This window comes from Bdellovibrio sp. NC01, from assembly GCF_006874625.1.
GTDB lineage: Bacteria > Bdellovibrionota > Bdellovibrionia > Bdellovibrionales > Bdellovibrionaceae > Bdellovibrio.
In genome coordinates, this window is the sequence record NZ_CP030034.1 from 3,873,205 (window position 1) to 3,897,905 (window position 24,701).

Genomic DNA, 24,701 nt, shown 5'->3' on the forward strand with positions numbered 1-24,701 from the left:
TCGACGATGGCAATTCTTATTAACAAAAACACAAAAGTTATCTGCCAAGGTTTCACAGGTGCTCAAGGGACATTCCACTCTGAGCAAGCATTGGCTTACGGTACAAAAATGGTTGGTGGCGTGACTCCAGGTAAAGGTGGCACAACACACATCGGTCTTCCAGTGTTCAACACTGTGAAAGAAGCTAAAGCAGCGACTGGCTGTAACGCTTCTGTGATCTTCGTTCCACCTCCATTCGCAGCTGACTCTATCATGGAAGCTGTTGATGCTGATTTGGATCTAGTGATCTGTATCACTGAAGGTATCCCTGTATTGGACATGGTTAAAGTTAAGAAGTACATGCAAGGCAAACGTACTCGCTTGATCGGTCCTAACTGCCCTGGCGTTATCACTCCAGGCGAATGCAAAATCGGTATCATGCCTGGTTCGATTCATAAACCAGGTCGCATCGGTGTTCTTTCTCGCTCTGGTACTTTGACTTATGAAGCTGTTGGACAGTTGACGGCTTTGGGTCTTGGTCAATCAACAGCAGTTGGTATCGGTGGTGACCCAGTGAACGGTACAAACTTCATCGACGTTTTGAAATTGTTCAATGAAGATCCAGACACTGACGGCGTTATCATGATCGGTGAAATCGGTGGTTCTGCAGAAGAAGAAGCTGCTGAATACATCAAAAATCACTTCAAAAAACCTGTGACTGCGTTCATCGCTGGTGCTGCGGCTCCTGCTGGTAAACGTATGGGTCACGCTGGTGCGATCATCAGCGGTGGTAAAGGTACTGCGGAAGCGAAATTCGCAGCACTAGAAGCAGCTGGTTGCAAAATCTCTCGCTCTCCTGCGGATATGGGCGTGACTATGCAATCAATGCTTAAAAAATAGCTGGTCTACACTCCTGCGTCGCAGGAGTAGTTTTTAAATTTATTTAGAAATTAGAGAGCGGATTTACGAAAGTAGATCCGCTTTTTTTATGTCCAAATTAAAGATTATAATCGGGATCGTTGCGGTAGCTTGCAAACGGATCGTACTCGCCAGCTTTCAGGCGCTTTTTCTTATTGTACTTTTCTAGGCGCTCACCAATTAAGTAGGGATTGATGATCGTTTCTTTTGAAACAACTGTGTCGACGATGTCGTTGGTGATGGGTCCCTCAATTGTCGCACGCTTGAAGACGAAGATCGCCTTGCCGAATTCTTTTTGCTTCTTAAAATTAATTGCGGTGTCGCCGTGAAGGAATTCAAAATGCGCCTGCAAGATGGCATTCTTGCCTGAAGGATTCCATTTTTCTTTTCTAAATGGTTCCTTCAAACCTTTACGTAATGCGCGCATCGAATGCACCTTTAAAACTGAATCATCAGAAGAGATCTTCAGTCTGTGATCCACGAAACGCCCTTGAGCATCCACTTCAAATTCAACAAACACATTTCCGAAATGATTATACTGAGCAAGAATGGAATCAAAGACTAATTGGCTGTCGATTCGTTCGAAAACTTGGCGGTAGAATTCCCATTGATCGGTATCAGCAAGCATACTACCAGCGTCGAAAATATAATTTTGGCGATCGGTGAAGTCTGTTGTCGGAGCTGCTGCATCCCCCGATCCCGAACCGGTGTCAGCTTGATTAAAGCTATACTGCTGACCGAAAAGATCCGTTCCTTTTAAAGAAACTTTTTTGCCTTTGCCTGAGTTATTATTAGCAACAGCAGTTTGCGCTGAAGACTTGCCCGTGCCGTGATTTTTATTTTGTTTGAATGACGCCGCCACGGGAGCCGATTGAATTTCGAACTCGACAACTTGTTGAGGCGTTGAATTTTTAAATTCAAAAAGAAAGACCGCGCCCAGTGCGAGTCCGTGAATAGCGATCGAAAGGCCCAACCATTGAGGTGTCTTCATAAAAGAAGGCTATGGCCCGGGGATAGATGATTCAACCCTTATCGCAAAGAGTTGAACCTTAATTGCATTATTACTGACCTACGCAAACAAGACCCGGCGTACGACCTTCGCTTCTAAAGTCATAGTATGCACGAGCATCAAGATCGTTTACGAATAATTGACCTGTGAATTTGCCGGTTGCCTGTCCATTCACAATCTCTGGGTAGAGTTGAAGATAAAGCGCCCCACCATCAAAACCTTGAGCATCGCCACGCATATCAACATCGTCATAAGACTTAATTGGCGACATACGCACATCTGAACGTTTATAGCTTTGGCGTGAATTCACTACTTTCACTTCCAAGCTTGCGCCGAAATAGCCAAAACCTGTCCACGGTTGTGCCGGGTTCACAGATTTATCGAAAAGAATTCTAACTGTTTCGCGACCTTCAATTGTTTTGCAATTTACTTGAGTGACTGACACGGCCATTACTGGAACAGCAAATGCCGACAACGCGAGGCTAAGAATGAATTTCATAAAATCTCCTATACTTGCCGTAGTTATTCCCGGCAACGCCTTTAATCAAGCCTGTTACACGGGATTACGTAAAACAATAACTCAATGAGAATCCTGTGTTCCACGAGCCTTTGACAAGTATTAATCCCCGGAATAAGTTAGCGGCCAATGAATAACCCATCTTTCACGGCAAAATATCTGACGGACGTTTCTTTAACAGAAGAAGCGCAACGCTATTTAAAAGTGATTGATCAAAACTTCGATGACGATTTTTCTACACAAGGTCGCGGTTATTTCTCTGCTGAAGATCGCGAGTTGATTCAACAACGGGCATGCGCGCAAGCAAAAGAATTGTTTGCAAAAGCAACCGCTCCCATTGATGGCGAGAAACTTCGTCAAGTATGGGCCGAGATCGTCACAGATTTTCATCGCAATAGTTTCTGGGGATTTCAACCACTGAAACACAAGCCAGTGCAACCTTTGACGGAAGAACAAAAAACTTACCGCGAACTGTGGCCCTATATTTGGGTTTTAATTCAGTCAGGTATCATTTTAAAAACTGTCGTCTATTTCTTTGGAATCCGTGCCTCTAATGATCCTTCTCCGGAAAATACTGTTTATCTTATTCTGGCACTGTTAACTTCGCTAGGCACCTTGGTGTTCTTCGCCTGGAGAAAGCATCGTAAGTGAAACTGTTTTTATTTTTGCTTATTGGATTGCTTCTAGGACCGAGCGCACTGGGATGGCGCTTTCCCACAGAAGTTTCGAGCCTGGTTGCTGTTTGTTCCAATTTATTTTTATTTGTCGCCGGGCTTGAATTAAGTCTTAAAAAAACCCGCGAGCCGTTTTCAAAAGCAGTTAAACTCAGCTTCGGCGCATTTCTGCCGCCTTTTATTGTCGGTTTGTTAATGGCCTTCTTCCTTATCACTGACGGGAATGGGCAACCACTGGCAATGAATACCGCAATATTTATTGCTATCGCCTTATCAGTGTCAGCTCTGCCCGTCGCTATTCAAATTTTAAAAGATCTGGGCTTATATGAAAGCGAGATGGGCAGGCTTATCGTTAGCGCCGCTACACTGTGTGACATCATTGCGTGGGTTGCTTTTGCTTTTTTATTACCGAGCGAAGGTATCGGTCCTTGGCTGCAAAGTCATATCTCGGTCATATTTTTCTTTTTAGGACTCATCGTTTCTGACACACGTTTTGGCCAACCCAGATTGCGCGGTTATTTAGTTCAAGCGTCTAAATGGGTTTTCGGACCGGTCTTTTTTATTAGCATCGGATGGAAGCTTAATCTGTGGCAAAACCTGCATCTGACACAAATCCTTATTGTGATGATTGTGGCGTGCACGACAAAATTTGTAGGATCATATTTCGCCGCAAAGAAGATCGGCTATTCTCATAAACGTAGCACACTCATTGGGCTTGCCTTAAATTCCCGTGGCGCCGTTGAAATCATTATTGCTTCACTCGCATTAAAACAGAATCTTATCGATCAAACTCTATTTGCAACGTTGGTCATCATGGCCGTTGTGACGTCTCTGCTGCCTGAGCCGTTGACTCATATCTGGAAACTTAAAGAAGAATAGCCTCTTAGTCGTCTATAAGTAATTTATATTCTTTATTACGACTTTATAGATATTACCTATAACGACTATCGAAATCGAATATTGGATATACTCACATAAATGACCGATCTTCTATGCATAAGGAGATACGGTTATGCGTTCTTACACAGAGTATCTTAAAAGCAAAACTGAAGAACCCCTTCTACTTCAAGCGGCCCGCACAGGTGATTTGGGCACGATTGCCCGCGAAATCCTGGCAGGTGCCGATGTCGATCAGAAAAATCATCGAGGTTATTCGCCGTTGATGCTTGCTGCTTACAATGACCAATATGATGCTGCATTACTTCTTATTGAAGCCGGTGCTGACGTTAATTCAGCAGACAAAGGCGGTAATACTGTCGTCATGGGTGCGGCCTTCAAGGGTCACACGGAAATCATGCAACTTCTTTTAAGACAGGGCGCCCGCATTGATTCCAAAAATTTCGCGAATCAAACGGCACTGGATTTCGCAAGAACCTTTGGGCGCAGGGAAATCATTCCGTTGTTGGAACGACACGGGAAAACTCCGAACGTTTTCCAACGCCTTGGTCATCTTATCTCGTTTTTCGTAAATCAAATTAGCTATCGCCTTAAACACTCTTAGGAGATTCAATCATGTCGAACACTAAAACTATGACAACTGCTGCTGGTGCGCCGGTTCCTGAAAATCAACATTCCTTATCTGCGGGGCTGCGTGGTCCATTGCTTCTGCAGGATGTGCACTTAATAGAAAAACTTGCGCATTTTGCTCGTGAAAGAATCCCTGAACGTGTTGTGCACGCCAAAGGCTCTGGCGCGTATGGCACACTGACTATTACAAATGACATTTCAAAATATTCGAAAGCAGATGTATTCAAAAAAGGAACACAGACAGAGTTATTCTTACGCTTTTCAACAGTCGCAGGCGAAAAAGGTTCTGCTGATACGGAACGCGATCCACGTGGTTTCGCAATTAAGTTTTATACGAAACAAGGAAATTGGGATTTGGTTGGTAACAACACGCCCGTGTTCTTTGAACGTGATCCTTTAAAATTCTCCGACTTCATTCACTCTCAAAAAAGAGACCCAAGAACAGGATATAAAAATGCAACGCGCATGTGGGACTACTGGCAGTTCGCTCCAGAAGCTTTACACCAAATTACGATTTTATTCAGCGATCGCGGCACCCCTGATGGTTATCGCTTTATGAATGGCTATGGCAGCCATACTTATAGTCTGATTAATTCTAAAAACGAACGCTTCTGGGTAAAATTTCATTTCAAAACTTTGCAGGGAATTAAAAACCTAAGTGCACAAAAAGCCCAAGAACTTGCTGGCAGCGATCCAGATTATGCGGGTCGTGATCTGTTCGAGGCGATCGAACGCAAAGACTTCCCTCGCTGGGCCGTGAAAGTGCAAATCATGCCAGAAACTGATGCGAACACTTACAAAGTTAATCCATTCGACCTTACTAAAATTTGGTCACACAAAGATTATCCGCTGATCGATGTGGGTGTGATGGAATTAAATCGTAATCCCGAAAACTATTTTGCAGAAGTAGAACAAGCAGCTTTTTCACCAGGCAACGTTGTTCCGGGAATTGGTTTTTCTCCTGATAAAATGTTGCAGGCGCGTATTTTTAGTTATCCCGATGCCCAACGCTATCGCCTGGGAGTGAATTATCAATTTCTTCCAGTGAACCGCGCATTTTCAGAAGTGAATACTTATCACCGCGACGGCGCGATGAGATTCGACACAAACTATGGACGTCAGGATAATTACGAGCCAAATGGTTTTGGCGGTCCAACACAGAAGGCAGAGTTCGCAGAGCCGCCTTTAAAAATCGACGGCGATGCAGATCGTTTTAATTCTCATTTAGGTAACGATGATTTCTCTCAAGCTGGTGATTTATATCGCCTTCTTAATACAGAGGAACGTGATCGTTTAACGACCAATCTAGCAAACGCCATGAAAGGTGTTCCCGCCGCAATCGTGCGTGCCAATCTTCAACATTTCCACAAATGTGATCCGGAGTATGGCGAGTCTATCGCGCGTAAAGTTGGAGTTTCACTGTAATTAACCAAGGGGAGGATGCTCCTCCCCTTTTCGAGTTGAGGGTCCTATGAAAGCTGTTGTATACCAATCTGAAGGAGTGAGTTTTCCCGGCATGAAAATGTTGAAAGAAGTGAAAGCGACATTCAAAGAAAGCGGCTTTAAAGGCTTGCGCAAAAAGTACGGCTGGAAGATCTTCGCCGCTGTTGTGACCTATTACATCGTTCGTGATGTGACTCTTTATGTAGTCATCCCCTACTTGGTTATCGATCATCTTTAGGACTGCTTGTTAGTCCTTGACCAATTCAAGCCAGAATTGAATTCTGGGTTCATGAATCCACAAGTACAAAAAAATATCGAAAAGATTAAGCAATGGCTTTCCCAAGACGTCTACCCTTTGTGGACTGAAAAAGGGATTGATACTAAAAATGGCGGCTTCGTTGAAAGTCTGACTTTCACGGGCGAACCAATGGATGTTCCTCGTCGTGCGATGGTGCAATCCCGCCAAATGTATTCTTTCCTAACTGGCGCAAGACTTGGTGTGATTCCTCAAGACGTTGCAAACGAAGCTGTGATGAACGGCGCACGCTACTTGATGACTAAATTCTCTGATCCTTCTGGTGCATTCATTTATTCGATCAATCCTGATGGAACTCCAAAAAGTAAAAATCCAGATCTTTACACTCAGGCGTTTGCATTGTTCGGACTGGCGCAAGCTTATTCAGTCACTCCCGATCCAGAAATTAAAAAGCGCGCGAAAGAATTAGTGAAGTACTTGTACCGCGAGCGCAAAGTTAAAGGTGGCGGATTCACGGAGCTAGATGAAAAAGGTGGGGTTTCTTACAAATCAAATCCACACATGCACATGTTTGAATCCGCAATCGCGTGGATGCAAATCGATAAAGATGATGAATGGAAAGTTCTTGGTCACGATTTGATCACGCTGGCTTTGAACAAGTTCATTGATTCAAAAACGCACGTTCTAGGTGAATACTTTGATGAACACTGGAATCACATCATGGAAGACGGCGCGTTTGTTTATGAACCAGGCCATCAATACGAATGGGCATGGTTGATGTCATTGTATGAAGATCTAACTGGCAAAGATTTAAAAGCTGTTCGTCATAAATTGTATTTGTTGGCAGATAAATACGGCACTTCGTGCATTCGTAAAATTGCCTTCGATGAAATGTGGAGTAACTACACTCCGAAACTTCAATCATCACGCTTCTGGCCACAATGCGAACGTATTAAAGCAGCCGCACGTCTGGGCACTGAAGCGGCGAGCGATCAAAAACACATTTACGCCAAAGGTGCTGACGAAGCTCTTGAGACATTGTTCAAGTTTTTTGAGACACCGATGAAAGGCATGTGGTTCGATCAACTATCTGCATCTGATACGTTTAGCGGAACATCTGCGAAAGCAAGTTCGCTTTATCATATTGTGAATGCGATGGAAGAATACCTCAACTATCGTCCTAAGGTGAATTAACAGCTATTTTACATAAACGTCTCAGGGTGAGACTGTTCCGCGAGCTTGCGCTCATATACGGTACAAATCTCACTCTAATATGACGTGAATTCACGGCGATTTAACTACATTTTTACTAAGGTAGACCGATCAGTTATATATGAAAACTGAGCGTCTCCTGATTCTTTTCATAATCATGTTTGCGGCGTTACGCACTTTTGCGTCGCCCGCGGCGTTGACCTATCAGGGACGCATTCTTAAAACTGACGGCACCCCTCTTCAGTACGCAAACGTCAATTTTCTCTTTCAGATTTTAGATCCTTCAGGCACTTGCCTTATCTATCAAGAACAAGTTTCCGGCTATAACATGGTGAACTCTGGTGGTGTGTTTGACGTGCCCATTGGTTCGGGCAGCGTACAATATCCAACGACAGGTTCGTTCACGATTCTTGATGCTTTTAATAATACAAAATCATTCACATGCGGAACGTGTTCTGCAAGTGGCGCCTCTTACTCATGCAGCAATGCTTCGGGCACTTATAATGGGTCTGCTGGAGATAACAGAAAATTGCGCGTGCAGTTCTTTGATGGCAGCGGCTGGCAAACCATTTCACCCGATTCCATCGTAAGATCCGTACCCTTTGCGGGTTTCGCAGATTCTGCACAAAAGCTTGGAACAAACACGGCAAGTGATTTCGTCCTTAAAGCCGAAGTCAACAGCAACACCACTTGCGATAGCGGAAGTTTCTTAACTTGGAATGCCACAACAAAACAATTTGGTTGTGCCGGTGTCAGTGGTGCTTCGGGTGGTACGGTTACCAATGTGTCTTCTGCAAATTCGTATTTAACGGTTGCAAATGGATCAGCCACTCCGTTGCTAACTTTGAATGTAGGCACGGGTGCAAATACAGTCGCTGCAGGAAATGATTCACGCTTTACAGATTCACGTGCACCCAATGGTTCTGCAGGTGGGGATTTATCAGGAACTTATCCAAATCCAACAGTTGCAAAAATCAACGGTCAAGACGTTGATTCAACGGCACCAACAGCCGGTCAGGTTTTAAAATTTGCTTCTTCAAAATGGTCGCCAGCAACTTTAACAACAAGTGATATCTCGGGTCTTTCAACGGCACTAAGTGGCCTTGTGACACAATCACAATTCCCTGCAAGCTGTGCCGCGAACCAGACACTGACATTTATTTCGCCAAGTGGATCGTTCACTTGTTCTGCGATTGCGATTGGTGAATCAAACATTACTTACTCTTCCCATGCGCAAAATACTTTCCTAGCGGCGCCTACTTCTGGTTCAGGTACTCCGACTTTTAGAACAATCGCTTCGAGTGATTTACCTGCGGGAATCATGACTGGTACGGGAACAACAAATTATATTCCTTATTATAGTAGTGCTTCGACATTTGCGAATTCCCCTCTGTCAGTGAATTCTGGAAAAGTTGGCGTAAATACGACTTCGTCACCCGCAGCATTGACCGTAGTTCCTTCAAATAACGTCGCGACGGTACTTCTTGGTGATCCGACCAGCAACGGTGTGAATCAAACACAATCCCTTTCACAAGTTCCAGCATATACGACGGACACACCATTTTCGTTAATCGGTGGTAACTCGTACTTGGATCGTGATGAAGTTCTTATTGGTGGGCAGAATGACGGTGGCAGTTTTGCGCAAGCTCAAGCTGCTGTTCAAAACATCATCTTCTTTACCACACCTACAAAGAACACGTTGCAAGGCACAGAAAGAATGCGCATCACTTCGCAGGGTAACGTCGGTATTGGCACGAACTCCCCTGCTTATAAATTGCAAATTAAAGGCGGTATTTTAGCAGTCAAAGGGGACGTCTTTTCAGCCAACGGACCTTCTGCAGAATCAGTTGCTTCTTTCGATAAGGAAGGTGCTGGTGGTGTTGCAATTAATATGTTTGCTTCATCTACTAACAACGCTTCAATTTATTTTGGTGACACTGCACAAGCGCAACAAGGTTACATCCGTTATAGAACGGACGATACGGTTGCAAATCAATATATGTCGATGCAAGTGAACTCTGCTGAAAGAATGCGTATTACCTCAACCGGTAATGTCGGCATCGGCACAACGGCTCCTGCTGCGAAATTGACGGTTGCTGGTGCCATCGTCAGTACTCCGCCAGCACCATTCACTGGCGCAACGGTGGATGTGTCGACAAGTAACACGCAACTATTAACAAGCGTTGGTGGCTCTGCGATTACGCTTAATAATCTCGCCCACGGTGGTACTTATACTCTGGTGATTCAAGATACGACCTCTCGTGCGTATACATTCACGGGTTGCAATACCAGCAAGTATTCTCCGCCGAATCAAGCGACGACTGCGGGAACTCACTCCGTCTATGCGATCTTGTCCGTTTACAACGGTACGAATTATGACTGCTACATCACGTGGTCGACAGGATTCCAATAATGGAATTTGCTAAATTCGTTTTAGCATTTTTATTTCTGCCTTCTATTTCATTCGCTCAGAATTTATTTTTTCGCGGTCTTTTAGGCACTGATGTGACCGAGTGTCGCGTGCTTTACAATCCACAAACACCGGGCTTTGCAGCAAACTTAGTTGCGTACTGGAATATGGATGGCACGATTGGCACAGTCGGTAACGGATCGACGCTGGCGTCTGCGATTGCAGGTGGCCCTACCGCGACGGTAACGAATGGTTCAAGCTCTCTTGCCTATGCAACAGGAATTTTAAATCAAGGCATCACTGCGAATGCGACTGCTGCGGATATCGTTAGTGCTGGAACGCCAGCCGTGCTCAATGATCTTTCGGCCGGCAGCTTCATGATGTGGATTAAAGCGACTACCGGAACTTCTAGAAAGTTATTTTATAAAAGTGATAACAACGGTTCTGCTGGATATTTTTTCATAATGAAAGATGACCGCCGTTTTGTGTTTGTGAAAGTCGCACCGACAACGAACATGCAAAAATTCACGCCGACTCTAACGACCGCCTATCTTTCAAATGCCTGGCATCAGGTCATCGTCACGTGGGATGGAAGCTTGAATGCTTCGGGCGTAAAAATATATGTGGATGGAACAGAGGTCGTTTATAACGTTGCTGATTCACGCATTGATACCTCCAGTGGTGACACCAGTTATTCGCAAAATGGTTCTGGAACGCCAGCCTCTGACGCTAGTTATCCCTTCTATTTGTTAGGCAACCCCGGTAGCACTTCCACGAACCCTGCCTCCAGTGCATTTTCAGGCACCATGGACGAGTTCGCGGTGTGGAACAGGGTGCTAACTCCGGCAGAAGTGGCCCGTGTTTACCGCCATCAAAAGTGCAATTAGTTCGTTCCAAATCAGGCTTTTGTTAAACTTCCTATAAATTAAACAAAACTTTAAATGATCTAATCTAAATTACGGTAATTACGTCGCTATTCATTGACAGGATGGCCCCATCGCCGCTATTCAAAGCTCCAAAACCAGGAGCTAAAAATGAAGAAATTGGTAGCGGCACTTTTGCTCGTTTCTGCGCCAGCATTTGCCGGCCGAATCAACGAAATCGTGATTATGACGACGGAAGATGTTGAGTTCGTTTTGAACCTCACTAACGGCGATCAGTCTTACCAAATCACTTATCAGGACTTTGCGAAACCTGAGCAAGGTATGGATCTAGCGGTTGAAACCAAGCTTTCAGTCCGAAATGTTCATACTGGAAGAACTCAAGAGTGGACATGCAACACTCAATTCGTTAAAACTCCTACGTTCTTCGAAATTTCTAAAACAGTTTGTAATTAACAAGGAGATTCCTCATGGCAATCGAACAAACATTCTCTATCATTAAACCAAACGCGATGAAAAAAAATGCTATCGGCGATATCGTTAGCATGTTTGAAGCAAACGGTTTGAAAATCGCTGCTGCAAAAATCACAGTTTTGACTGCTGATAAAGCTGGCGAATTCTACGCTGAACACAAAGCTCGTCCATTCTTCGGCGAACTTGTTTCTTTCATGACTTCTGGCCCAGTTATGTTGATGTGCTTGCAAGGTGAAGGCGCAGTTTTGAAAAACCGCGAAATCATGGGTGCAACTGATCCTAAAAAAGCTAACGCTGGCACAATCCGTTCTAAATTCGGCGACAACGTAGGCGAAAACGCAGTTCACGGTTCTGACTCTGTTGAATCAGCTGCTCGCGAACTTGCTTTGTTCTTCGAAAAACACGAAATCTGCAACACATAGTTAATGGTTTCCTCTTCTCAGATCAAAATTAAGATCGAGAAATTGGCCATCGGAGGCGCGGGCATCGCCCGCCACGATGGCCTTGTTATTTTTGTACCTCAGGCCGCCCCTGAGGACGAACTTCTTGTTGAATTCACGAATAAAAAGAAAAACTTTGCGGAAGCAAAAATCGTCGAGATCCTGAAGCCAGGACCATCTCGTCGCACACCTCCGTGCCCTGTCGCGAATGTTTGCGGTGGTTGCAATTGGCAACACATCACCGAAGAAGAACAACGTCGTCAGAAAGAATCTTTAGTTCTTGAAACGATCAAGAAATTCAATCCCACATTGGAATTTGAATACCTTCCGCTAAAAGAAAGCCCCCGCGTTTTCCGCTATCGCAATCGTATTCAACCAAAATATCACAATGGCAAATTTGGTTTCTTCGCGCGCAATTCCCATGACATCGTAGAGATCACGGATTGCCCGATCACCGAAGAAGTCCTGACTGCAAAATTCCCAGAAGCTCGCGCTTTCGCTGAAGCAAAGAAATCAAAAGATCTTCTACGCATGGAGATGTACATCTCTGACCAAGAAGAAGTTCGTTTCGGTTTGATTACAGACGAAGACGACGGCATCGGCTTTTCTCAAGTAAATCGTTTCCAAAATGAAGACCTGTTAAAGACGGCCTTAGAGTGGGCCGGTGATCATCAATACGAACACGTGTTTGATCTCTATGCAGGTTCCGGCAACTTTACGTTCCCATTGGCTGCGAAATACAAAAACTCGGGCATCACCGCAGTTGAGTTAAATCCAAAGCTTGTGGAAAGAGGCCGAGCACAAAACAAGGATAAGCGTCTTCGCTATTTCTTGTCTGACGTTGAAAGCTATATGAAGCGCGCTTCCGTAGGAAAACAGGACCTTGTGCTACTAGACCCTCCCCGTGCCGGTGCAAGTGAGTACATCATGCGTGCATTAGCGGCGAGCCAAGCCAAAAAGATCATCTACATTAGCTGCCATCCGGTCTCTTTAGCTCGAGATTTGAAGTGGTTCTTTGAATGGTCACAAAAATTAGGTCACAAATACCAGCTGGCAAAGGTTCAAGCCTTCGAGATGTTCCCTCAGACAGACCATGTAGAGACTATTGCAGAGCTGAGGGTTGACTAATCCTCTCTGAATGATACCTTTTTAGGATGCGTAAATGGATTATCGCTTTATGCGCGCTTACGGTGAGTATCACCATGATGGGCTGCGCAACTAAACAGGAAAAAGAAAAGGCAGATCTTTATCTGCGTATGGGAAGTTCACTGATCGAAGAAGGTAACTACCCAAGTGCTCTTTCTGCACTTTTGAAGGCTCAAGAACTTGATCCGCAAAATCCGCTTATCCTTAACAACTTGGGACAAGTTTATTTCTTGCGCGAGAAATACGAGCTTGCAGAAAAACAATTCCGCAAAGCCATCGAATTACAAAAAGACTATACCGATGCTCGCAACAATCTTTCTCGTGTTTTGATCGAGCAAGGAAAGTACGCTGAAGCAGAAAAAGAATTGAACATCGTACTTGCAGATTTGACTTACGGTGGAGCAGATCGTGCTTACATCAATTTGGGTCTTGCGAAATTCAATCAAAAACAATTCACGCAAGCCGAACAAGCTTTCGTGAAAGTTTTAAAACTTAAATCCGATGATTGCATCGCAAGCGATTACTACGGCCGTTCGATCTTTGAACAAAAAGATTACAGTCGCGCCGCCGAAGCATTAGATCGCGCTATCGGCTTCTGCCAAAAAAATCTTTTTGATGAGCCACATTTCTACAGCGCCCTTGCCTACTATCGCTTGGGAGACAAAGAAAAGTCGATGGCACGTTTTGAAGAGCTGATTAAATTATATCCCGACGGAAAATATCGCCAAAAGGCGAAGGGCATGTTGGATCTGATTCGAAAGGGACACTAATGAAAAAAACTGGTGAAATTTTAAGAAAAGCCCGTGAAGAAAAAGGACTTTCCCTAAATGAAGTCAGTCTTGCTCTTAAGATCAGCAGCAAAGTTCTTAAAGCGATTGAAGAAGGCGACGAAAAAAATCTTCCTGCAAAAACATTCCTTCGTGGTTTCGTAAAAAGCTACGCAAGTTACCTTCATTTAAACGCTGATAAAGTTCTTGAAACTTTTTATGAGGAAATGGGCTCTACTCGCCCGCAACCTTACATCCGTCCCACTGATACTCCGGTCAAAGAAGTTCCAGCGGAAGAAAAGCCCGTTGAAGCGACAAGCAAACCAGTTGTCGAACCTGAAGTAAAAGCCGAAGCTCCAGCTCCGGCACCAGCGCCGAAAAAAGAAACTCCAAAAGCAGTTCAACCAGAAGCAACTGTCACGCCGATTCGTCAACCAAGCAATGCGCCAGCGAAAGCAGAACCGTACAGCCCGTTGAATGAAAAGAAAAATACGAAAACAATCGCGGTGATCGTAATTGGTGCGATTCTTGTTGGCTTAATCATCTTCACGAAAAAGATGATCGACAAATATACAAAAGAGGCAGAAGTTCCGCCAACAGCTCAAGTTGAAAAAACGATGGAAGGCGCGACACCTGTTGCAACGACGGCCCCGGTTGAATCGGCAAATCCTGAAGCTTCGCCGGCACCATCGCCACTTAGCAATTTAACTCACTCTTCGCCAACGCCAGTTCCTGCAACAATGGCGACGACTGAAGTGACTCCGGCACCAACGCCATCTGCGACCCCTGCAACGAAAGCTTCGCCAACACCAGCGGCGTCTCCTGCAGCATCGGCAACACCTGCTGCAACTCCGGTTGTAACAGCGTCACCGACACCAAGCCCATCTCCGTCACCTAAACCGGAAGATAAAAACAAACCGGTCGAGTTGATTGTTGAAGCTTTGGATTCTGTGGATATCGAATATTCTGCTCCAAACGGCAAACCACAAAAAATTCGTTTGTCTGCTGAACAAGTTCATACATTTAAAAGCCGCAGCGGTTTGAAAATCAGTTTTTCAAACGGTGGCGCAGTTAACTTGATCTTGAATGGTAAAGAAATCGGCATCCCGGGTGACCTAGGTAAGCCAATTAAATTGAGCTACTAGTCTTGAAAGATCTTAAGCGCATCTGGCTTATCAGCCTTATCGTTAAACTTGTCCTGTCGGCATTGATTCCACTTAGTGCCGACGAAGCCTATTACTGGGTTTGGTCTCACCGCTTACAACTTAGTTATTTCGATCACCCCCCGATGGTGGCGTGGTTATTCTATTTGGGTCACTTTCTTGAGCCGTTCATGAATGCTGTTCGTTGGCCCGCGGTTCTTTTAGGCCACTGCACACTAGCGCTTGGAATTTTATTTCTTAAAGATGTTTTTGATCTGAATAAAATCCGCTGGTGGATGTATTTAATTTTGTTTTCGCCGCTATTGGGTTTTGGCTCAATGATCGTGACACCTGATTTGCCGGTCGTTTTCTTCTGGATGCTTTCGCTGTATTTGCTGAAAGAGGTTCTAGAAAAGAAATCCGCGCAAAGTTATTTGCTCTTAGGTGCTTCTTTAGGACTTGGTTTCTGCGCAAAATATCACATCGTGCTGTTTGTGCCGGCATTGATTCTCTATTTTCTGTTCGAAAAAAAATGGAAAGAGATTCAGTGGAAATATGTTCCGCTAACTATCCTCACGGGTCTAATTTTCTGTTTGCCTGTGATTTTGTGGAACTATCAAAACGAATGGGCTTCCTTTACATTCCAACTAAAACACGGCCTTGAGCGCGAGTCTTATCACTTCTCGTGGACAAGTTCTTACGTGTTCGGGCAAATCGGGATTATTTTCCCATGGGTTTTGTGGGCTGCCTTGCGCGCGAAGGTTCCTGATAAAATTCGTTTCGTTTATTACTTTGCTTGGTTCCCTCTTGCGTTCTTCTTTTTGACTTCGTTCCGCGCATTGGTGGAAGCAAATTGGCCCATTATTGCTTTACCTGCGGTTTGTATCCTTGCAGCCGCTCACCCAAAGATTCAAAAATGGTTGCGCTATTACGTTGGTTTTTGGGCTGTCATCATTATCTTCGTTTTAACGGCGTTATTTGTGCCTGCGATTCGCAATTCTAACGACAAGATTCGTGAACCGTTTGAACTTCAAGAGCTTAGTGAAATCGCACATGAATACTCGCCGCTTTATGCTGCCAGTTATCAAATGTCGGCGTCTCTTTGGTATTTTAGCAAAACACCGGTGTTTAAGCTGAAAGGTATTAGCCGTTTTGATTTCTTTGACACACTTCCGGAAGCTGTTCCTGCGGGAAATAAGTTTTATTTAGTGAAGCGCGAAAGAAATGGTGTACCTGAATGGCTTTCCGAACAACAATGGGTTCAACGGGAAGTTAAGAAAATCTCCCCTGATTTTGTGTTGTTGGAATTCACACACCCATGAAGTCTTTAGTCGTCATCGCCTTTTTAGCAGTTACTTATTTCTTGTACGGTTTTTACATTAACCAGTACGAGGTCAGCGTTATTCCAAAACAGCTGGCGATTGAACATGCTTCCAGCTATTACGACTACAAAGGTGCTTTGAACATCCACACCGATTTAAGTTCTGGTTCTGCCCCCGCAAGCTTTGTTATCACTTCTGCAAAACTAGCGAACCTTGATTTCATGATGTTCACTGACGTGAACATGTTTAACGTACCAACAACTTTTGAATCTTATCACGGCAACTTGTTAGTTTTTTCTGCCGGAAAATATTCTTACCTTGATGCGCGTTTGATTTATTATTCACTCACGCAAGAAAGCATCGGCAACACTTTGGGTGAAGCCCAAGTGAAGCTTGCCGATTTATTGTCGCAAAAAACGGGCGCCAGCAAAGACACTCTGACGATCTTGGCCCATCCCTACAAAGCTGGTTACAACTGGAACGGCGATATTCCTACAGGTCTTGATGGGTTCGAGTTATGGAATCAAAAGAGCTTATCGAATCGTGCTTGGGGTGAATCAAAACTTTCGGTTATCTGGAGCTTGCTGATTTATCCTTTCAATCCACGATTGTCTTTGTTGCGTCTTTACACGGAACCCACAGACGAAGTGGCCTTGTTTGATAAACTAAGTACACAACGTAAAATCGTTGCTTACGCAGGCACTGAAGCTTCTGCACGTGCCATTCCTCTTGCAAATTATCTTGTGCGTTTCCCAAGTTATAAAAGAACTTTCGAAGTGATGAGCAATCACATCTTGTTGAAGTCTGAATTAACAGGAAGCTTTAACAGTGACCGCGTGAAAGTTTTCAATGCTTTGAAAAACGGAAACTCCTATTTAGCTTTGGACATGTTGGGTGATCCCAAAGGTTTCGTGGCAACGGTTGAAGATAAAGAGGGTCATTCGTTCTTGATGGGTAGCGAAGTGAAACTGACAAAAGGGATGCACTTGCGCGTGAAGCTTCCGGCCGAACCGAAAGATTTCTTTGAAATCGTGATTTATAGAAATGGCGAATCCGTTGCGCGAATTAATAAAACCGAAACAACATTCCCAATTAGCGAAGCTGGGACTTATCGTGTGCAAGTGCGCGTAAGCCCCATGTTGCCGTTGCCTGACGCTAAAAAATGGATCACGTGGATTTACACGAATCCGTTCTACATTAAGCCCTAATAGTTTTTTTCCAGCACCAGGCCTTCAATAGGCGGCATCTGACAGCACAGGCGTTCATCATCGCTGAAGCCTCGGTCAGTGGCGATTTCGGCTTCAATTTCATTGCGTTCAGGGAGTTTTTCCAGTCCCTCACGCACAAAAACTACGCATGTTCCGCACGTTCCATAGCCGCCGCACGTATGATTGATCTCTACGCCTGCGCGTAAAGCCGCATCCAAAACGCTCTCGTCTTTTTGACTCACCAAGACAAGTTCGTTTTCCGGCAAAAAGGTTATAGATTTTCCAGACTTAGACTTCATGTCCGGGAACTCCTTCAAAAGGGCACTCTTTAGTTGAATCAGCCCCATCCATTTTGTATCAATGAATTCATGAGATTCATAGCTTTTGACTTCGAAACTACTGGTACGGTTCCTGGCGTTGACCAAATTATTGAAATCGGTGCTGTTCGCTTTGTAAATGGCGAGCCGGAAGCCGTTTATTCAACATTCGTAGATCCTCTTCGTCCGATCCCACCAGGTGCTTCGAACGTAAATAAAATCTATGACCACATGGTTAAAGGCCAACCAACAATCGACACTCTTTTGGATTCTTTTGCAGAATTCTGTGGTGACGATTTGATGGTTGCGCACAACGCGCCTTTCGATTGCCAGTTCTTATCTGCTGATATCAAAAAGCATGAATCAAAAGCTCCACGTGGAGTGATTCTGGATTCATTGCCAATCGCAAGAAAAGTATTCCCAGGTCTTCCAAACTACAAATTGGGAACTTTGGTTCAGCACTTGAAAATTCCTACTGCTGAATTCCACAGAGCGGAAGCCGATGCGACTTACTTGGGTCACATGTTCTATCAAATGATCAAAAGAATTTCAGTTGGTGGAGCTGCTCCACAAGCTGCGAACTTGGTTGCTTTGACTGGTAAACCTGAATACCGCTTCCCACAAATCGTGCGCCAACCGAAACAAATGGATTTCTTCGGCGCTCTTTAATTGGATCTTTCTTCGTAACGTCGAAGGAATTCTAACAACTTAGTTTTCAAATAAAAAAGGCTGACAGATCGTCAGCCTTTTTTCGTTTCAACTGTAAAATTGAATTAGATTTCTTTCGCACGGTGAGCGATCGGATATCTGCGACCACGACCGAATGAGTGCGAAGACACTTTCAAGATCGGTGGCGCCTGCCAACGTTTGAATTCCGTGCGCATCAAAATCGGCAAAAGCCATTTATCTGTTTTTGTTTTCGCCGGTCCTTCTTTTTCCACAAGGTAAGACACAGACTTATCAAGCTCTGCATACGGCGGTAAAGAATCTTGGTCCTTTTGATTCGGACGAAGTTCCGCTGATGGAGCACGCTCGATAATATCCACAGGAATCACTTCGCCCTCTTTGTTATAGTGACGAGCCAAAGCGTAAACTTGTTCCTTCGTCAAATCACCAATCGGAGCTAAGCCACCGCACATGTCACCATACATCGTCGAGTATCCAGTTGCGTATTCGCTCTTGTTACCCGTTGTAAGAAGCATGCTGTTTTCTTTATTTGAAAAGGCCATCAAGCTTAAACCACGAAGACGTGCTTGCAGGTTTTCATTCACAAGACTGAAGCCTTCAAGATTAATACCCTTTTCAAGACCCTTCACAACTTGATCATACATAGGGCCGATTTCGACAATCTTGAAATCGATACCTAAATTTTTGGCAAGCTCATGCGCCAAGGCCAAGCTTTCCGGTGCGTTGTAAGGACCCGGTAAGCCAACACCCGCGACATTCGCAGGCCCCAAGGCATCAACGGCCAAAGCCGCTACCACAGCCGAATCAATACCACCGCTTAAACCAAGATGAACCTTCTTCATTCCCGTTTTTTCACAGAAATCACGAAGACCCAAAACAAGCGCGCGACGAAGTTCTTCAATTTGTTCAATGCGTGGATTCTTATTCCAGACTTCTTTTGTATCAAGATCGAAAACGTTGATGTCTTCTTCGAATGGTAAGCACGTCATTAATTTTTTGCCGTTCTTATCCATGATGAAGCTTGCCCCGTCGAAAATAATTTCATCTTGAGCACCAACTAAATTTGCATAAAGAATTGGAGCACCAAAATATTTCGCTGTTTGCTGAGTCACCCATTCACGTTGTTTCATCTTGCCAACGAAATATGGTGAAGCGCTCAAGTTCACAACCATATCAATTTTTTGTTTCTTCACTTTCGCAAGTGGATTCACTTTATATGGTGATTTGCCTTTGGCATCTGGCCAGCCCCAAATATCTTCACAAATAGTTAGGAAGAATTTCTTACCCTTCCAAGTGAAGTAATTTTTCGAAAAATCACCCGGCTCGATAAAGCGAGCTTCATCGAATACGTCACCCGTCGGGAGAAGTTGTTTATTGAAGATTCGTGGCTTTTGTCCTTTAACCAAGAACGCTGCGGAATTGAAATAAGGACGGCCTTTCTTTTCAGGATTACGAGTAATCAAACCCATAATCACGGCCATGCCTTTTGGAATTTTTTTGACGAGATCTTTGAATTCCGCTTCTTGTTTCTTCACCAGCTCTGCACGCTCAAGAAGATCGAACGGATGATAACCAAAAAGAGTGCACTCGGGGAAAACCACAAGGTCGCACTTTCTTTGTTGAGCCTGGTGAATAAAATCCAGGATCTTTTCTTTGTTAAGTTTGAAATCTGCTAAAGTTGGATTTACTTGTGCTAAGGCGATTCTCATTCCAGAACTATACGCCCAGAAAACCCATCTTGGTAGCCATGCCAGTGATTTATTTCATTCTCTGGGTACTTCCAGCAATAATAGCCTTCGCCGTTGTCAAAATCGGCCATCCAAAGGCCTTTAGGCTCGCCGCCCAGCTTTTCGATCTTAGACTGCCAACGCTCAATGACATCGTTGATTTGTTCTTCGATTTTAACTACGGCTGGATGAGTTTTATCCGAGAAAGCTTCAATGCGATTAACATGAGCTTTTACTTCACGAGAGGACTCTTCTGTGAAACGGAAGATGATTGGCAAAAGATGACGTGCATCAGCCAATGTAAACGTTTTCTTGCGATTGATTTCAATCACAGTATCCAAATGTCCCCCCAACAATCTCGGTACGTCGACCTGTATGTATGAAAGGACGATGGGTTTCAAGATAAAGCGACCGCTGTAAGAATAGTTAAGAAAATGTATGGAAAAATTCTAAACGCGACGCAGTTAACAGAACGCTAACTTTCGGAACCTTTCGACATTGAAACGGCCTGGCCCCCAATGAAAATGACGAGCGCAATTATCAATGCGGCAATAAATAAATAGCGTATAAAATTTCCAACGGTAAACGGCTCTTCTTCTTTTTCGACTTCCGCTTTTTTCTCTGGAGGTTTCACACCAATTTTCTTAGGAGGTTTTTGAAAATCATCGCCAGCAATTGTTGTCGTTCTTCCTGTGTCGTTTTTCTTTTCAAGTTTTTTGCGCTCGGATTCTGTCCATCCGGCCATATTCACTTGTGTAGTTTTTTTACGATTACGAACGGCATAACTGCTGCCGCCACGACCGCCAAAGAAACTTCCCGAACCACCACCCTCAAGAGCAATTTCAACGACTTTTCCACCGGAAGCATTGCCACCATCAATTCCCGCAGCCGCACGACGAGGCGAACGCATGTTCCTGCTACCGTTACGTGATGCCGAACCTGCATATGAACTATTGCTTCCGGAACTTCCCGAACTGGAATCACTGGATGAACTCGATGAAGACTTGCTGGAATCAGATGAATCACTATCACCTGATTTAGAACCACCGGAACTACTGCCTGACCCAGTTCCGAACTTTCCGTCGACTTTTTCAAACTCGGCAATTTCACAACCCATGTCTGCCGCGGTTGGAGTATCCGCATCACTTGCATCCCATGTTGGCAGTCCACCGGTTTCAAGCAAACACGCCGTGTACGAACCCATGTAATTATCCACAAATTTTTGGAAAGGCTTAAAGACTTGATAAATAAGTGCCAACACCATCGATACAGAGATGATCAAAAGAAGAATATACTCAATCGCTGCTTGGCCGCGTTCATTGGCCCCGATGAGTAGTCCAGCTACATACTTAGATTTCTTCACTCGTGAAGGCATTTAAGTCATAATACAACACATGAATAACAGACTGAATTTCAATCGCTGCGTATTAACATTGATCTTGTCTTTTGTCTCAATTCAAGACATCGCCTTCGCACAGGCCCCGACTTCAGGTCAGGTCACGCCGAAAACTCCTCCGCCAATTCCAGCACCCGCAGGTTTTCCCGCGAAAGCCGCTCCAGCAGAGGCTAAGACAGCAGTTCCCGCCCCCGCAGTGACACCGGAAACACCTGCAACTGTGGCAGCGACTGTGACGACACCTGCGGATCCGTTGGATGCAAAGATTGAAGCGTTGAAAGTTGAAATCAAAAAGAACCCACGCAACATCAAACAAATTCAAGATCTCGCAGATCTTTTTTATCAAAAGAAAGATTATGAAAAGACGACTTTGTTGTTGTGGAAACAAATCGACAAATTAGATCGTAATGGAATTTTGTTGTTAGCACGCGCTCATGAACAACGTAAAGAACCCGGCGAAATGATTCGCGCGTTGAATATCTTGGTTGGTAAAGACGAAAAAGATTTCGAAGCCTTGACGTTGTTGGGTAATGCTTACGTTCTTCAGAAAAAAACCAAAGACGCTCTTGATGCCTACAAACGTGCGATCGAAGCTAACAGCAAATACGAACCTGCATACTTGGGCGTTGCAAGTCTTTATGAAAAACGCAATCCACCGAACTTGTATGAATTGCGTATCTTGTATCAAGATATGATCGATAACTTGGGCGCTAAAGGCGCTTACTTGCAAAAACTCTGTGAAGTGAATGCCAAAGACGATAACACGTTTGAAACAGCCATCGATACGTGCCGCCAGGCCACCGTTAAAGACCCGAAAACCGCCGACGCATGGGTGAACCTAGGTAACAGCCTGAAAACCGCTGGGAAGACCGATGAGGCGACTTCGACGCTAAAGAAAGCTGCCAACGAATTCCCGAAATCTGAATATGCACAGTATTCATACGGTAAAACTTTGGAAGAGGCTAAGAATTCAGTCGATGCCATGAAGTACTACAAAGCCGGTACAGAAGCAGACCCTGAATCAGCGCGCAGCTGGTTGGGTTTAGCGGCAACATCGTTCGACATGAAGAAGTATGAAATTTCGCTTATCGCTTACAAGAACGCTTGTAAGTACGATAAAAAAAATGCCGTGGCCTTTAGAAGAGCCACGACAGTTTTAAGAAATGCACGAGTGAACGACTGGATCGGAAAGTTTGAAACTGCTTCCGACAACTGTACGTTCTAGTTTTCTGTTACGATCTCACCAAGAAGGTCGTATTCCATGCTGTCGGTGATGTGTACTTTAACCATGTCACCGACTTTAGCTTCACCATCATTGATAAGAACAACGCCATCGATATCTGGAGCTTGACCCCAGAAACGACCTTGCAACAACAAATCAGTTTCTTCAGAGAAACCTTCAACAATCACGTCGATAGTTTTACCAACGAAGTCGCGGTGTTTTTCGCGAGAGATATTTTGCTGAACTTCCATCACAGCGTCATGACGGAATTGTTTTGTTTCTTCGTCAATTTGATTGTCCATACGACCACCTGGAGTGTTTTCTTCAGGAGAGTACTTGAAGCAACCAACGCGATCGAATTGTTGTTCAGCGATAAACGCCAACAACTCTTCGAATTGCTCTTGAGTTTCGCCAGGGAAACCAACGATGAACTGAGTTCTTACAACAGCTTCTGGAAGATGTTCGCGGATGTTCATCAACGCCGTTTCAATTTCATCACGAGTCATCTTGCGGTTCATTGATTTAAGAACCTGATCGTTGATGTGTTGCAAAGGCATATCGAAGTATTTCACGATCTTTTTGCTGTTCTTGATAACTTGAACCATCTCTTGAGTGATTCCATCTGGATACAAGTACATCAAACGAATCCATTGAAGGCCTTCAACTTGATCAAGGGCTTTCAATAATTCAACAGGGCTTTCTTTACGAGTTGGATCTTTGCGACGGATATCGAAACCATAATCAGTGAAGTCATGGCTGATGATGATCAACTCTTTCACGCCGCCCGCTACCAACAATTTTGCTTCCGCAACGATGGCGTCGATAGAACGAGATTGCAAGTTACCACGGATCAAAGGGATCGCGCAGAAAGCACAACGCTTCATGCAACCTTCAGAAATTTTCAAATAAGCACGGTGACCCGGTTGAGAGTTCACGCGTGGAGTTTCTTCTTCTTGCAAGTAAGTAGGAAGATTGAAGAACGTTTTTTGTTTTTCGCCTTCATCTGATTTTTTCAAGATTTTAGCGATGTTTTGGAACTCACCAGAGCCAACGAAAAGATCTGCCTCTGGCAAACCTTCAACTAGTTCATCTTTATAACGTTGAGTGAGGCAACCAGCGACAACAACCTTTTTGATTTTGCCTTCTGCTTTAAGATCGCTCATGTCCAAAATACGTTGGATAGATTCTTTTTTCGAGTCTTCGATGAAACCGCAAGTATTGACGATAACTGTATCAGCGTCTTCAGCTTCGCCAACAACTTGATAACCGTCCTTCATCAAAGTGCCGGCCATGATCTCACTGTCTACGAGGTTCTTAGGGCAACCCAAGCTAATGAAATGAACTTTGTTTGAAGTTTGAGAAGTTTCTTGTTTCATAGATCCGTCACCTGCGCACCTTTAGGCGGTTCGTATTTGAATTTCGTATTATCAGCTTTTTTCAAAAATTTGATGTTGGAGAATTTCATCGTCGTGAGATTTCCAAGATCGTCTTTGTAAGAGATCTCAGTCAGTTGAGATTTCTTAGTATCGACTGTCAGAGTCAGTGCTTTCACTTGCAGCTCACCAGTCTTAGGAGCGACTTCAATCTTTGAAGTACCGTTTTCTTTTTTCTCATCAACAACTTTGAAGTTCTTTTCTAAATTGCCACCAAGAAGTGTCGAGATAAGAATTTGTGATTTAGTTTTCTTATCAACTTTGCCGCGAGCCACTTGAGGTGCTCCGCCGAATTCTTTCGGAGGAATTTGCACACTCCAAATTGTTGAACCATCAAAGACCAACAATGTTTCTTCTGGAGTTGTGTTTTCCCAACGGAACTTTCCGTTCGCGAGATAAATCTTGCCGTCGTATTTTGTTTCACGACCTTGAAGCTCAAGCTTCACAGTCTTTTCCACATTCATTTCAACAAGCTTTGCTGCCAGATAAGTTTTGGAAAGTTTCTGAAGTGTCTCATTTGTTTTTTGTGCTGCTAAGCCCGAGATGGACAAAGTAAGGACAAAAATCAAGGTGCTGATATTTCTAATCATTCGG

The 24,701-nt window shown here is 44.2% G+C and carries 26 protein-coding genes; 18 read left to right on the forward strand and 8 right to left on the reverse strand.

Annotated elements, in window-relative coordinates:
• The first annotated feature begins 6 nt into the window (after positions 1–6).
• Positions 7–879, forward strand: coding sequence for a succinate--CoA ligase subunit alpha (gene sucD, locus DOE51_RS18595; RefSeq protein WP_142698016.1), 873 nt, complete (start codon positions 7–9; stop codon positions 877–879).
• Between the two features lie 97 nt (positions 880–976).
• On the opposite strand, the gene DOE51_RS18600 is transcribed toward sucD, so the two are convergent.
• Together DOE51_RS18600 and DOE51_RS18605 are read right to left on the reverse strand one after the other, a co-directional pair.
• Positions 977–1,888, reverse strand: a complete 912-nt coding sequence (locus DOE51_RS18600) for a hypothetical protein (RefSeq protein ID WP_142698017.1) — start codon at positions 1,886–1,888, stop codon at positions 977–979.
• Positions 1,889–1,958: 70 nt separating this feature from the next.
• A complete protein-coding gene (locus tag DOE51_RS18605) occupies positions 1,959–2,405 on the reverse strand; it encodes a hypothetical protein (RefSeq protein WP_142698018.1) in 447 nt (148 codons plus the stop codon).
• Between the two features lie 147 nt (positions 2,406–2,552).
• Here DOE51_RS18605 and DOE51_RS18610 point away from each other — a divergent pair, with 147 nt between their 5' ends.
• From DOE51_RS18610 to DOE51_RS18680, 15 genes are all read left to right on the forward strand, one after another.
• Entirely contained in the window at positions 2,553–3,074 is a 522-nt protein-coding gene (locus DOE51_RS18610) for a hypothetical protein (RefSeq protein WP_142698019.1), read from the forward strand.
• Positions 3,071–3,976, forward strand: coding sequence for a cation:proton antiporter (locus DOE51_RS18615; protein ID WP_142698020.1), 906 nt, complete (start codon positions 3,071–3,073; stop codon positions 3,974–3,976). The genes DOE51_RS18610 and DOE51_RS18615 overlap by 4 nt, the downstream gene beginning before the upstream one ends.
• Positions 3,977–4,109: 133 nt before the next feature.
• Positions 4,110–4,598 (forward strand): ankyrin repeat domain-containing protein, encoded by a 489-nt coding sequence (locus tag DOE51_RS18620; RefSeq protein WP_142698021.1) that lies wholly within the window; start codon positions 4,110–4,112, stop codon positions 4,596–4,598.
• Positions 4,599–4,609: 11 nt separating this feature from the next.
• Positions 4,610–6,049 (forward strand): catalase, encoded by a 1,440-nt coding sequence (locus DOE51_RS18625; RefSeq protein WP_142698022.1) that lies wholly within the window; start codon positions 4,610–4,612, stop codon positions 6,047–6,049.
• A gap of 46 nt (positions 6,050–6,095) precedes the next feature.
• Positions 6,096–6,305 (forward strand): hypothetical protein, encoded by a 210-nt coding sequence (locus DOE51_RS18630; protein ID WP_142698023.1) that lies wholly within the window; start codon positions 6,096–6,098, stop codon positions 6,303–6,305.
• A gap of 51 nt (positions 6,306–6,356) precedes the next feature.
• Positions 6,357–7,517, forward strand: a complete 1,161-nt coding sequence (locus tag DOE51_RS18635; protein ID WP_142698024.1) for an AGE family epimerase/isomerase — start codon at positions 6,357–6,359, stop codon at positions 7,515–7,517.
• 139 nt (positions 7,518–7,656) lie between these two features.
• Positions 7,657–9,948 (forward strand): hypothetical protein, encoded by a 2,292-nt coding sequence (locus DOE51_RS18640; RefSeq protein WP_142698025.1) that lies wholly within the window; start codon positions 7,657–7,659, stop codon positions 9,946–9,948.
• The gene (locus DOE51_RS18645) at positions 9,948–10,832 is read left to right on the forward strand and encodes a LamG domain-containing protein (RefSeq protein ID WP_142698026.1); all 885 of its coding nucleotides are present in this window, start codon (positions 9,948–9,950) and stop codon (positions 10,830–10,832) included. Before DOE51_RS18640 ends, DOE51_RS18645 begins: the two co-directional genes overlap by 1 nt.
• Positions 10,833–10,979: 147 nt before the next feature.
• On the forward strand, positions 10,980–11,282 hold the full coding sequence (locus tag DOE51_RS18650; RefSeq protein ID WP_142698027.1) for a hypothetical protein: 303 nt from the start codon (positions 10,980–10,982) through the stop codon (positions 11,280–11,282).
• Positions 11,283–11,296: 14 nt separating this feature from the next.
• Entirely contained in the window at positions 11,297–11,722 is a 426-nt protein-coding gene (gene ndk / locus DOE51_RS18655) for a nucleoside-diphosphate kinase (RefSeq protein WP_142698028.1), read from the forward strand.
• 3 nt (positions 11,723–11,725) lie between these two features.
• Complete coding sequence (locus DOE51_RS18660) at positions 11,726–12,868, forward strand: class I SAM-dependent RNA methyltransferase (protein WP_142698029.1); 1,143 nt, start codon at positions 11,726–11,728, stop codon at positions 12,866–12,868.
• A 26-nt stretch (positions 12,869–12,894) separates the two neighbouring features.
• Positions 12,895–13,656, forward strand: coding sequence for a tetratricopeptide repeat protein (locus tag DOE51_RS18665; RefSeq protein WP_142698030.1), 762 nt, complete (start codon positions 12,895–12,897; stop codon positions 13,654–13,656).
• On the forward strand, positions 13,656–14,798 hold the full coding sequence (locus DOE51_RS18670) for a RodZ family helix-turn-helix domain-containing protein (protein ID WP_142698031.1): 1,143 nt from the start codon (positions 13,656–13,658) through the stop codon (positions 14,796–14,798). The genes DOE51_RS18665 and DOE51_RS18670 overlap by 1 nt, the downstream gene beginning before the upstream one ends.
• A gap of 2 nt (positions 14,799–14,800) precedes the next feature.
• On the forward strand, positions 14,801–16,117 hold the full coding sequence (locus DOE51_RS18675) for a glycosyltransferase family 39 protein (protein WP_142698032.1): 1,317 nt from the start codon (positions 14,801–14,803) through the stop codon (positions 16,115–16,117).
• On the forward strand, positions 16,114–17,325 hold the full coding sequence (locus DOE51_RS18680) for a hypothetical protein (protein WP_142698033.1): 1,212 nt from the start codon (positions 16,114–16,116) through the stop codon (positions 17,323–17,325). Before DOE51_RS18675 ends, DOE51_RS18680 begins: the two co-directional genes overlap by 4 nt.
• Here the strand turns inward: DOE51_RS18680 and DOE51_RS18685 are convergent.
• The gene (locus DOE51_RS18685; RefSeq protein ID WP_246845190.1) at positions 17,322–17,624 is read right to left on the reverse strand and encodes a 2Fe-2S iron-sulfur cluster-binding protein; all 303 of its coding nucleotides are present in this window, start codon (positions 17,622–17,624) and stop codon (positions 17,322–17,324) included. The two genes, DOE51_RS18680 and DOE51_RS18685, sit on opposite strands and share 4 nt — an antisense overlap.
• Positions 17,625–17,693: 69 nt before the next feature.
• Here DOE51_RS18685 and DOE51_RS18690 point away from each other — a divergent pair, with 69 nt between their 5' ends.
• The gene (locus DOE51_RS18690; RefSeq protein ID WP_142698034.1) at positions 17,694–18,311 is read left to right on the forward strand and encodes a PolC-type DNA polymerase III; all 618 of its coding nucleotides are present in this window, start codon (positions 17,694–17,696) and stop codon (positions 18,309–18,311) included.
• A 104-nt stretch (positions 18,312–18,415) separates the two neighbouring features.
• Here the strand turns inward: DOE51_RS18690 and DOE51_RS18695 are convergent, their stop codons facing one another.
• The 3 genes from DOE51_RS18695 to DOE51_RS18705 all read right to left on the reverse strand — a co-directional run bounded on the left by DOE51_RS18695 (position 18,416) and on the right by DOE51_RS18705 (position 21,431).
• Positions 18,416–20,038 carry an NAD+ synthase gene (locus DOE51_RS18695; RefSeq protein ID WP_142698035.1) on the reverse strand — a complete coding sequence of 541 codons (1,623 nt, stop codon included), beginning with the start codon at positions 20,036–20,038 and terminating at the stop codon, positions 18,416–18,418.
• Positions 20,035–20,388: a DUF2203 domain-containing protein gene (locus tag DOE51_RS18700; RefSeq protein ID WP_246845544.1), complete on the reverse strand. Its 354-nt coding sequence runs from the start codon at positions 20,386–20,388 to the stop codon at positions 20,035–20,037. Before DOE51_RS18700 ends, DOE51_RS18695 begins: the two co-directional genes overlap by 4 nt.
• 143 nt (positions 20,389–20,531) lie before the next feature.
• Positions 20,532–21,431, reverse strand: a complete 900-nt coding sequence (locus DOE51_RS18705) for a hypothetical protein (RefSeq protein WP_142698037.1) — start codon at positions 21,429–21,431, stop codon at positions 20,532–20,534.
• Between the two features lie 19 nt (positions 21,432–21,450).
• Between DOE51_RS18705 and DOE51_RS18710 the strand changes: the two genes are divergently transcribed.
• Positions 21,451–22,677 carry a tetratricopeptide repeat protein gene (locus DOE51_RS18710; protein ID WP_142698038.1) on the forward strand — a complete coding sequence of 409 codons (1,227 nt, stop codon included), beginning with the start codon at positions 21,451–21,453 and terminating at the stop codon, positions 22,675–22,677.
• Here the strand turns inward: DOE51_RS18710 and rimO are convergent.
• A complete protein-coding gene (gene rimO / locus DOE51_RS18715; protein WP_142698039.1) occupies positions 22,674–24,050 on the reverse strand; it encodes a 30S ribosomal protein S12 methylthiotransferase RimO in 1,377 nt (458 codons plus the stop codon). The two genes, DOE51_RS18710 and rimO, sit on opposite strands and share 4 nt — an antisense overlap.
• On the reverse strand, positions 24,047–24,697 hold the full coding sequence (locus tag DOE51_RS18720; protein WP_142698040.1) for an outer membrane lipoprotein carrier protein LolA: 651 nt from the start codon (positions 24,695–24,697) through the stop codon (positions 24,047–24,049). The genes rimO and DOE51_RS18720 overlap by 4 nt, the downstream gene beginning before the upstream one ends.
• Positions 24,698–24,701: the final 4 nt, after the last annotated feature.

Bases quoted from the DNA above. Each gene is read 5' to 3' on its own strand.
- DOE51_RS18705 (WP_142698037.1), bottom strand. From the start codon at position 21,431: ATGCCTTCACGAGTGAAGAAATCTAAGTATGTAGCTGGACTACTCATC.
- DOE51_RS18660 (WP_142698029.1), top strand. From the start codon at position 11,726: ATGGTTTCCTCTTCTCAGATCAAAATTAAGATCGAGAAATTGGCCATC.
- DOE51_RS18610 (WP_142698019.1), top strand. From the start codon at position 2,553: ATGAATAACCCATCTTTCACGGCAAAATATCTGACGGACGTTTCTTTA.
- DOE51_RS18665 (WP_142698030.1), top strand. From the start codon at position 12,895: ATGCGTAAATGGATTATCGCTTTATGCGCGCTTACGGTGAGTATCACC.
- DOE51_RS18600 (WP_142698017.1), bottom strand. From the start codon at position 1,888: ATGAAGACACCTCAATGGTTGGGCCTTTCGATCGCTATTCACGGACTC.
- DOE51_RS18630 (WP_142698023.1), top strand. From the start codon at position 6,096: ATGAAAGCTGTTGTATACCAATCTGAAGGAGTGAGTTTTCCCGGCATG.
- DOE51_RS18640 (WP_142698025.1), top strand. From the start codon at position 7,657: ATGAAAACTGAGCGTCTCCTGATTCTTTTCATAATCATGTTTGCGGCG.
- DOE51_RS18685 (WP_246845190.1), bottom strand. From the start codon at position 17,624: ATGAAGTCTAAGTCTGGAAAATCTATAACCTTTTTGCCGGAAAACGAA.
- rimO (WP_142698039.1), bottom strand. From the start codon at position 24,050: ATGAAACAAGAAACTTCTCAAACTTCAAACAAAGTTCATTTCATTAGC.
- DOE51_RS18620 (WP_142698021.1), top strand. From the start codon at position 4,110: ATGCGTTCTTACACAGAGTATCTTAAAAGCAAAACTGAAGAACCCCTT.
- DOE51_RS18625 (WP_142698022.1), top strand. From the start codon at position 4,610: ATGTCGAACACTAAAACTATGACAACTGCTGCTGGTGCGCCGGTTCCT.
- sucD (WP_142698016.1), top strand. From the start codon at position 7: ATGGCAATTCTTATTAACAAAAACACAAAAGTTATCTGCCAAGGTTTC.
- DOE51_RS18720 (WP_142698040.1), bottom strand. From the start codon at position 24,697: ATGATTAGAAATATCAGCACCTTGATTTTTGTCCTTACTTTGTCCATC.
- DOE51_RS18690 (WP_142698034.1), top strand. From the start codon at position 17,694: ATGAGATTCATAGCTTTTGACTTCGAAACTACTGGTACGGTTCCTGGC.
- DOE51_RS18635 (WP_142698024.1), top strand. From the start codon at position 6,357: ATGAATCCACAAGTACAAAAAAATATCGAAAAGATTAAGCAATGGCTT.
- DOE51_RS18680 (WP_142698033.1), top strand. From the start codon at position 16,114: ATGAAGTCTTTAGTCGTCATCGCCTTTTTAGCAGTTACTTATTTCTTG.
- DOE51_RS18695 (WP_142698035.1), bottom strand. From the start codon at position 20,038: ATGAGAATCGCCTTAGCACAAGTAAATCCAACTTTAGCAGATTTCAAA.
- ndk (WP_142698028.1), top strand. From the start codon at position 11,297: ATGGCAATCGAACAAACATTCTCTATCATTAAACCAAACGCGATGAAA.
- DOE51_RS18710 (WP_142698038.1), top strand. From the start codon at position 21,451: ATGAATAACAGACTGAATTTCAATCGCTGCGTATTAACATTGATCTTG.
- DOE51_RS18670 (WP_142698031.1), top strand. From the start codon at position 13,656: ATGAAAAAAACTGGTGAAATTTTAAGAAAAGCCCGTGAAGAAAAAGGA.
- DOE51_RS18605 (WP_142698018.1), bottom strand. From the start codon at position 2,405: ATGAAATTCATTCTTAGCCTCGCGTTGTCGGCATTTGCTGTTCCAGTA.
- DOE51_RS18645 (WP_142698026.1), top strand. From the start codon at position 9,948: ATGGAATTTGCTAAATTCGTTTTAGCATTTTTATTTCTGCCTTCTATT.
- DOE51_RS18650 (WP_142698027.1), top strand. From the start codon at position 10,980: ATGAAGAAATTGGTAGCGGCACTTTTGCTCGTTTCTGCGCCAGCATTT.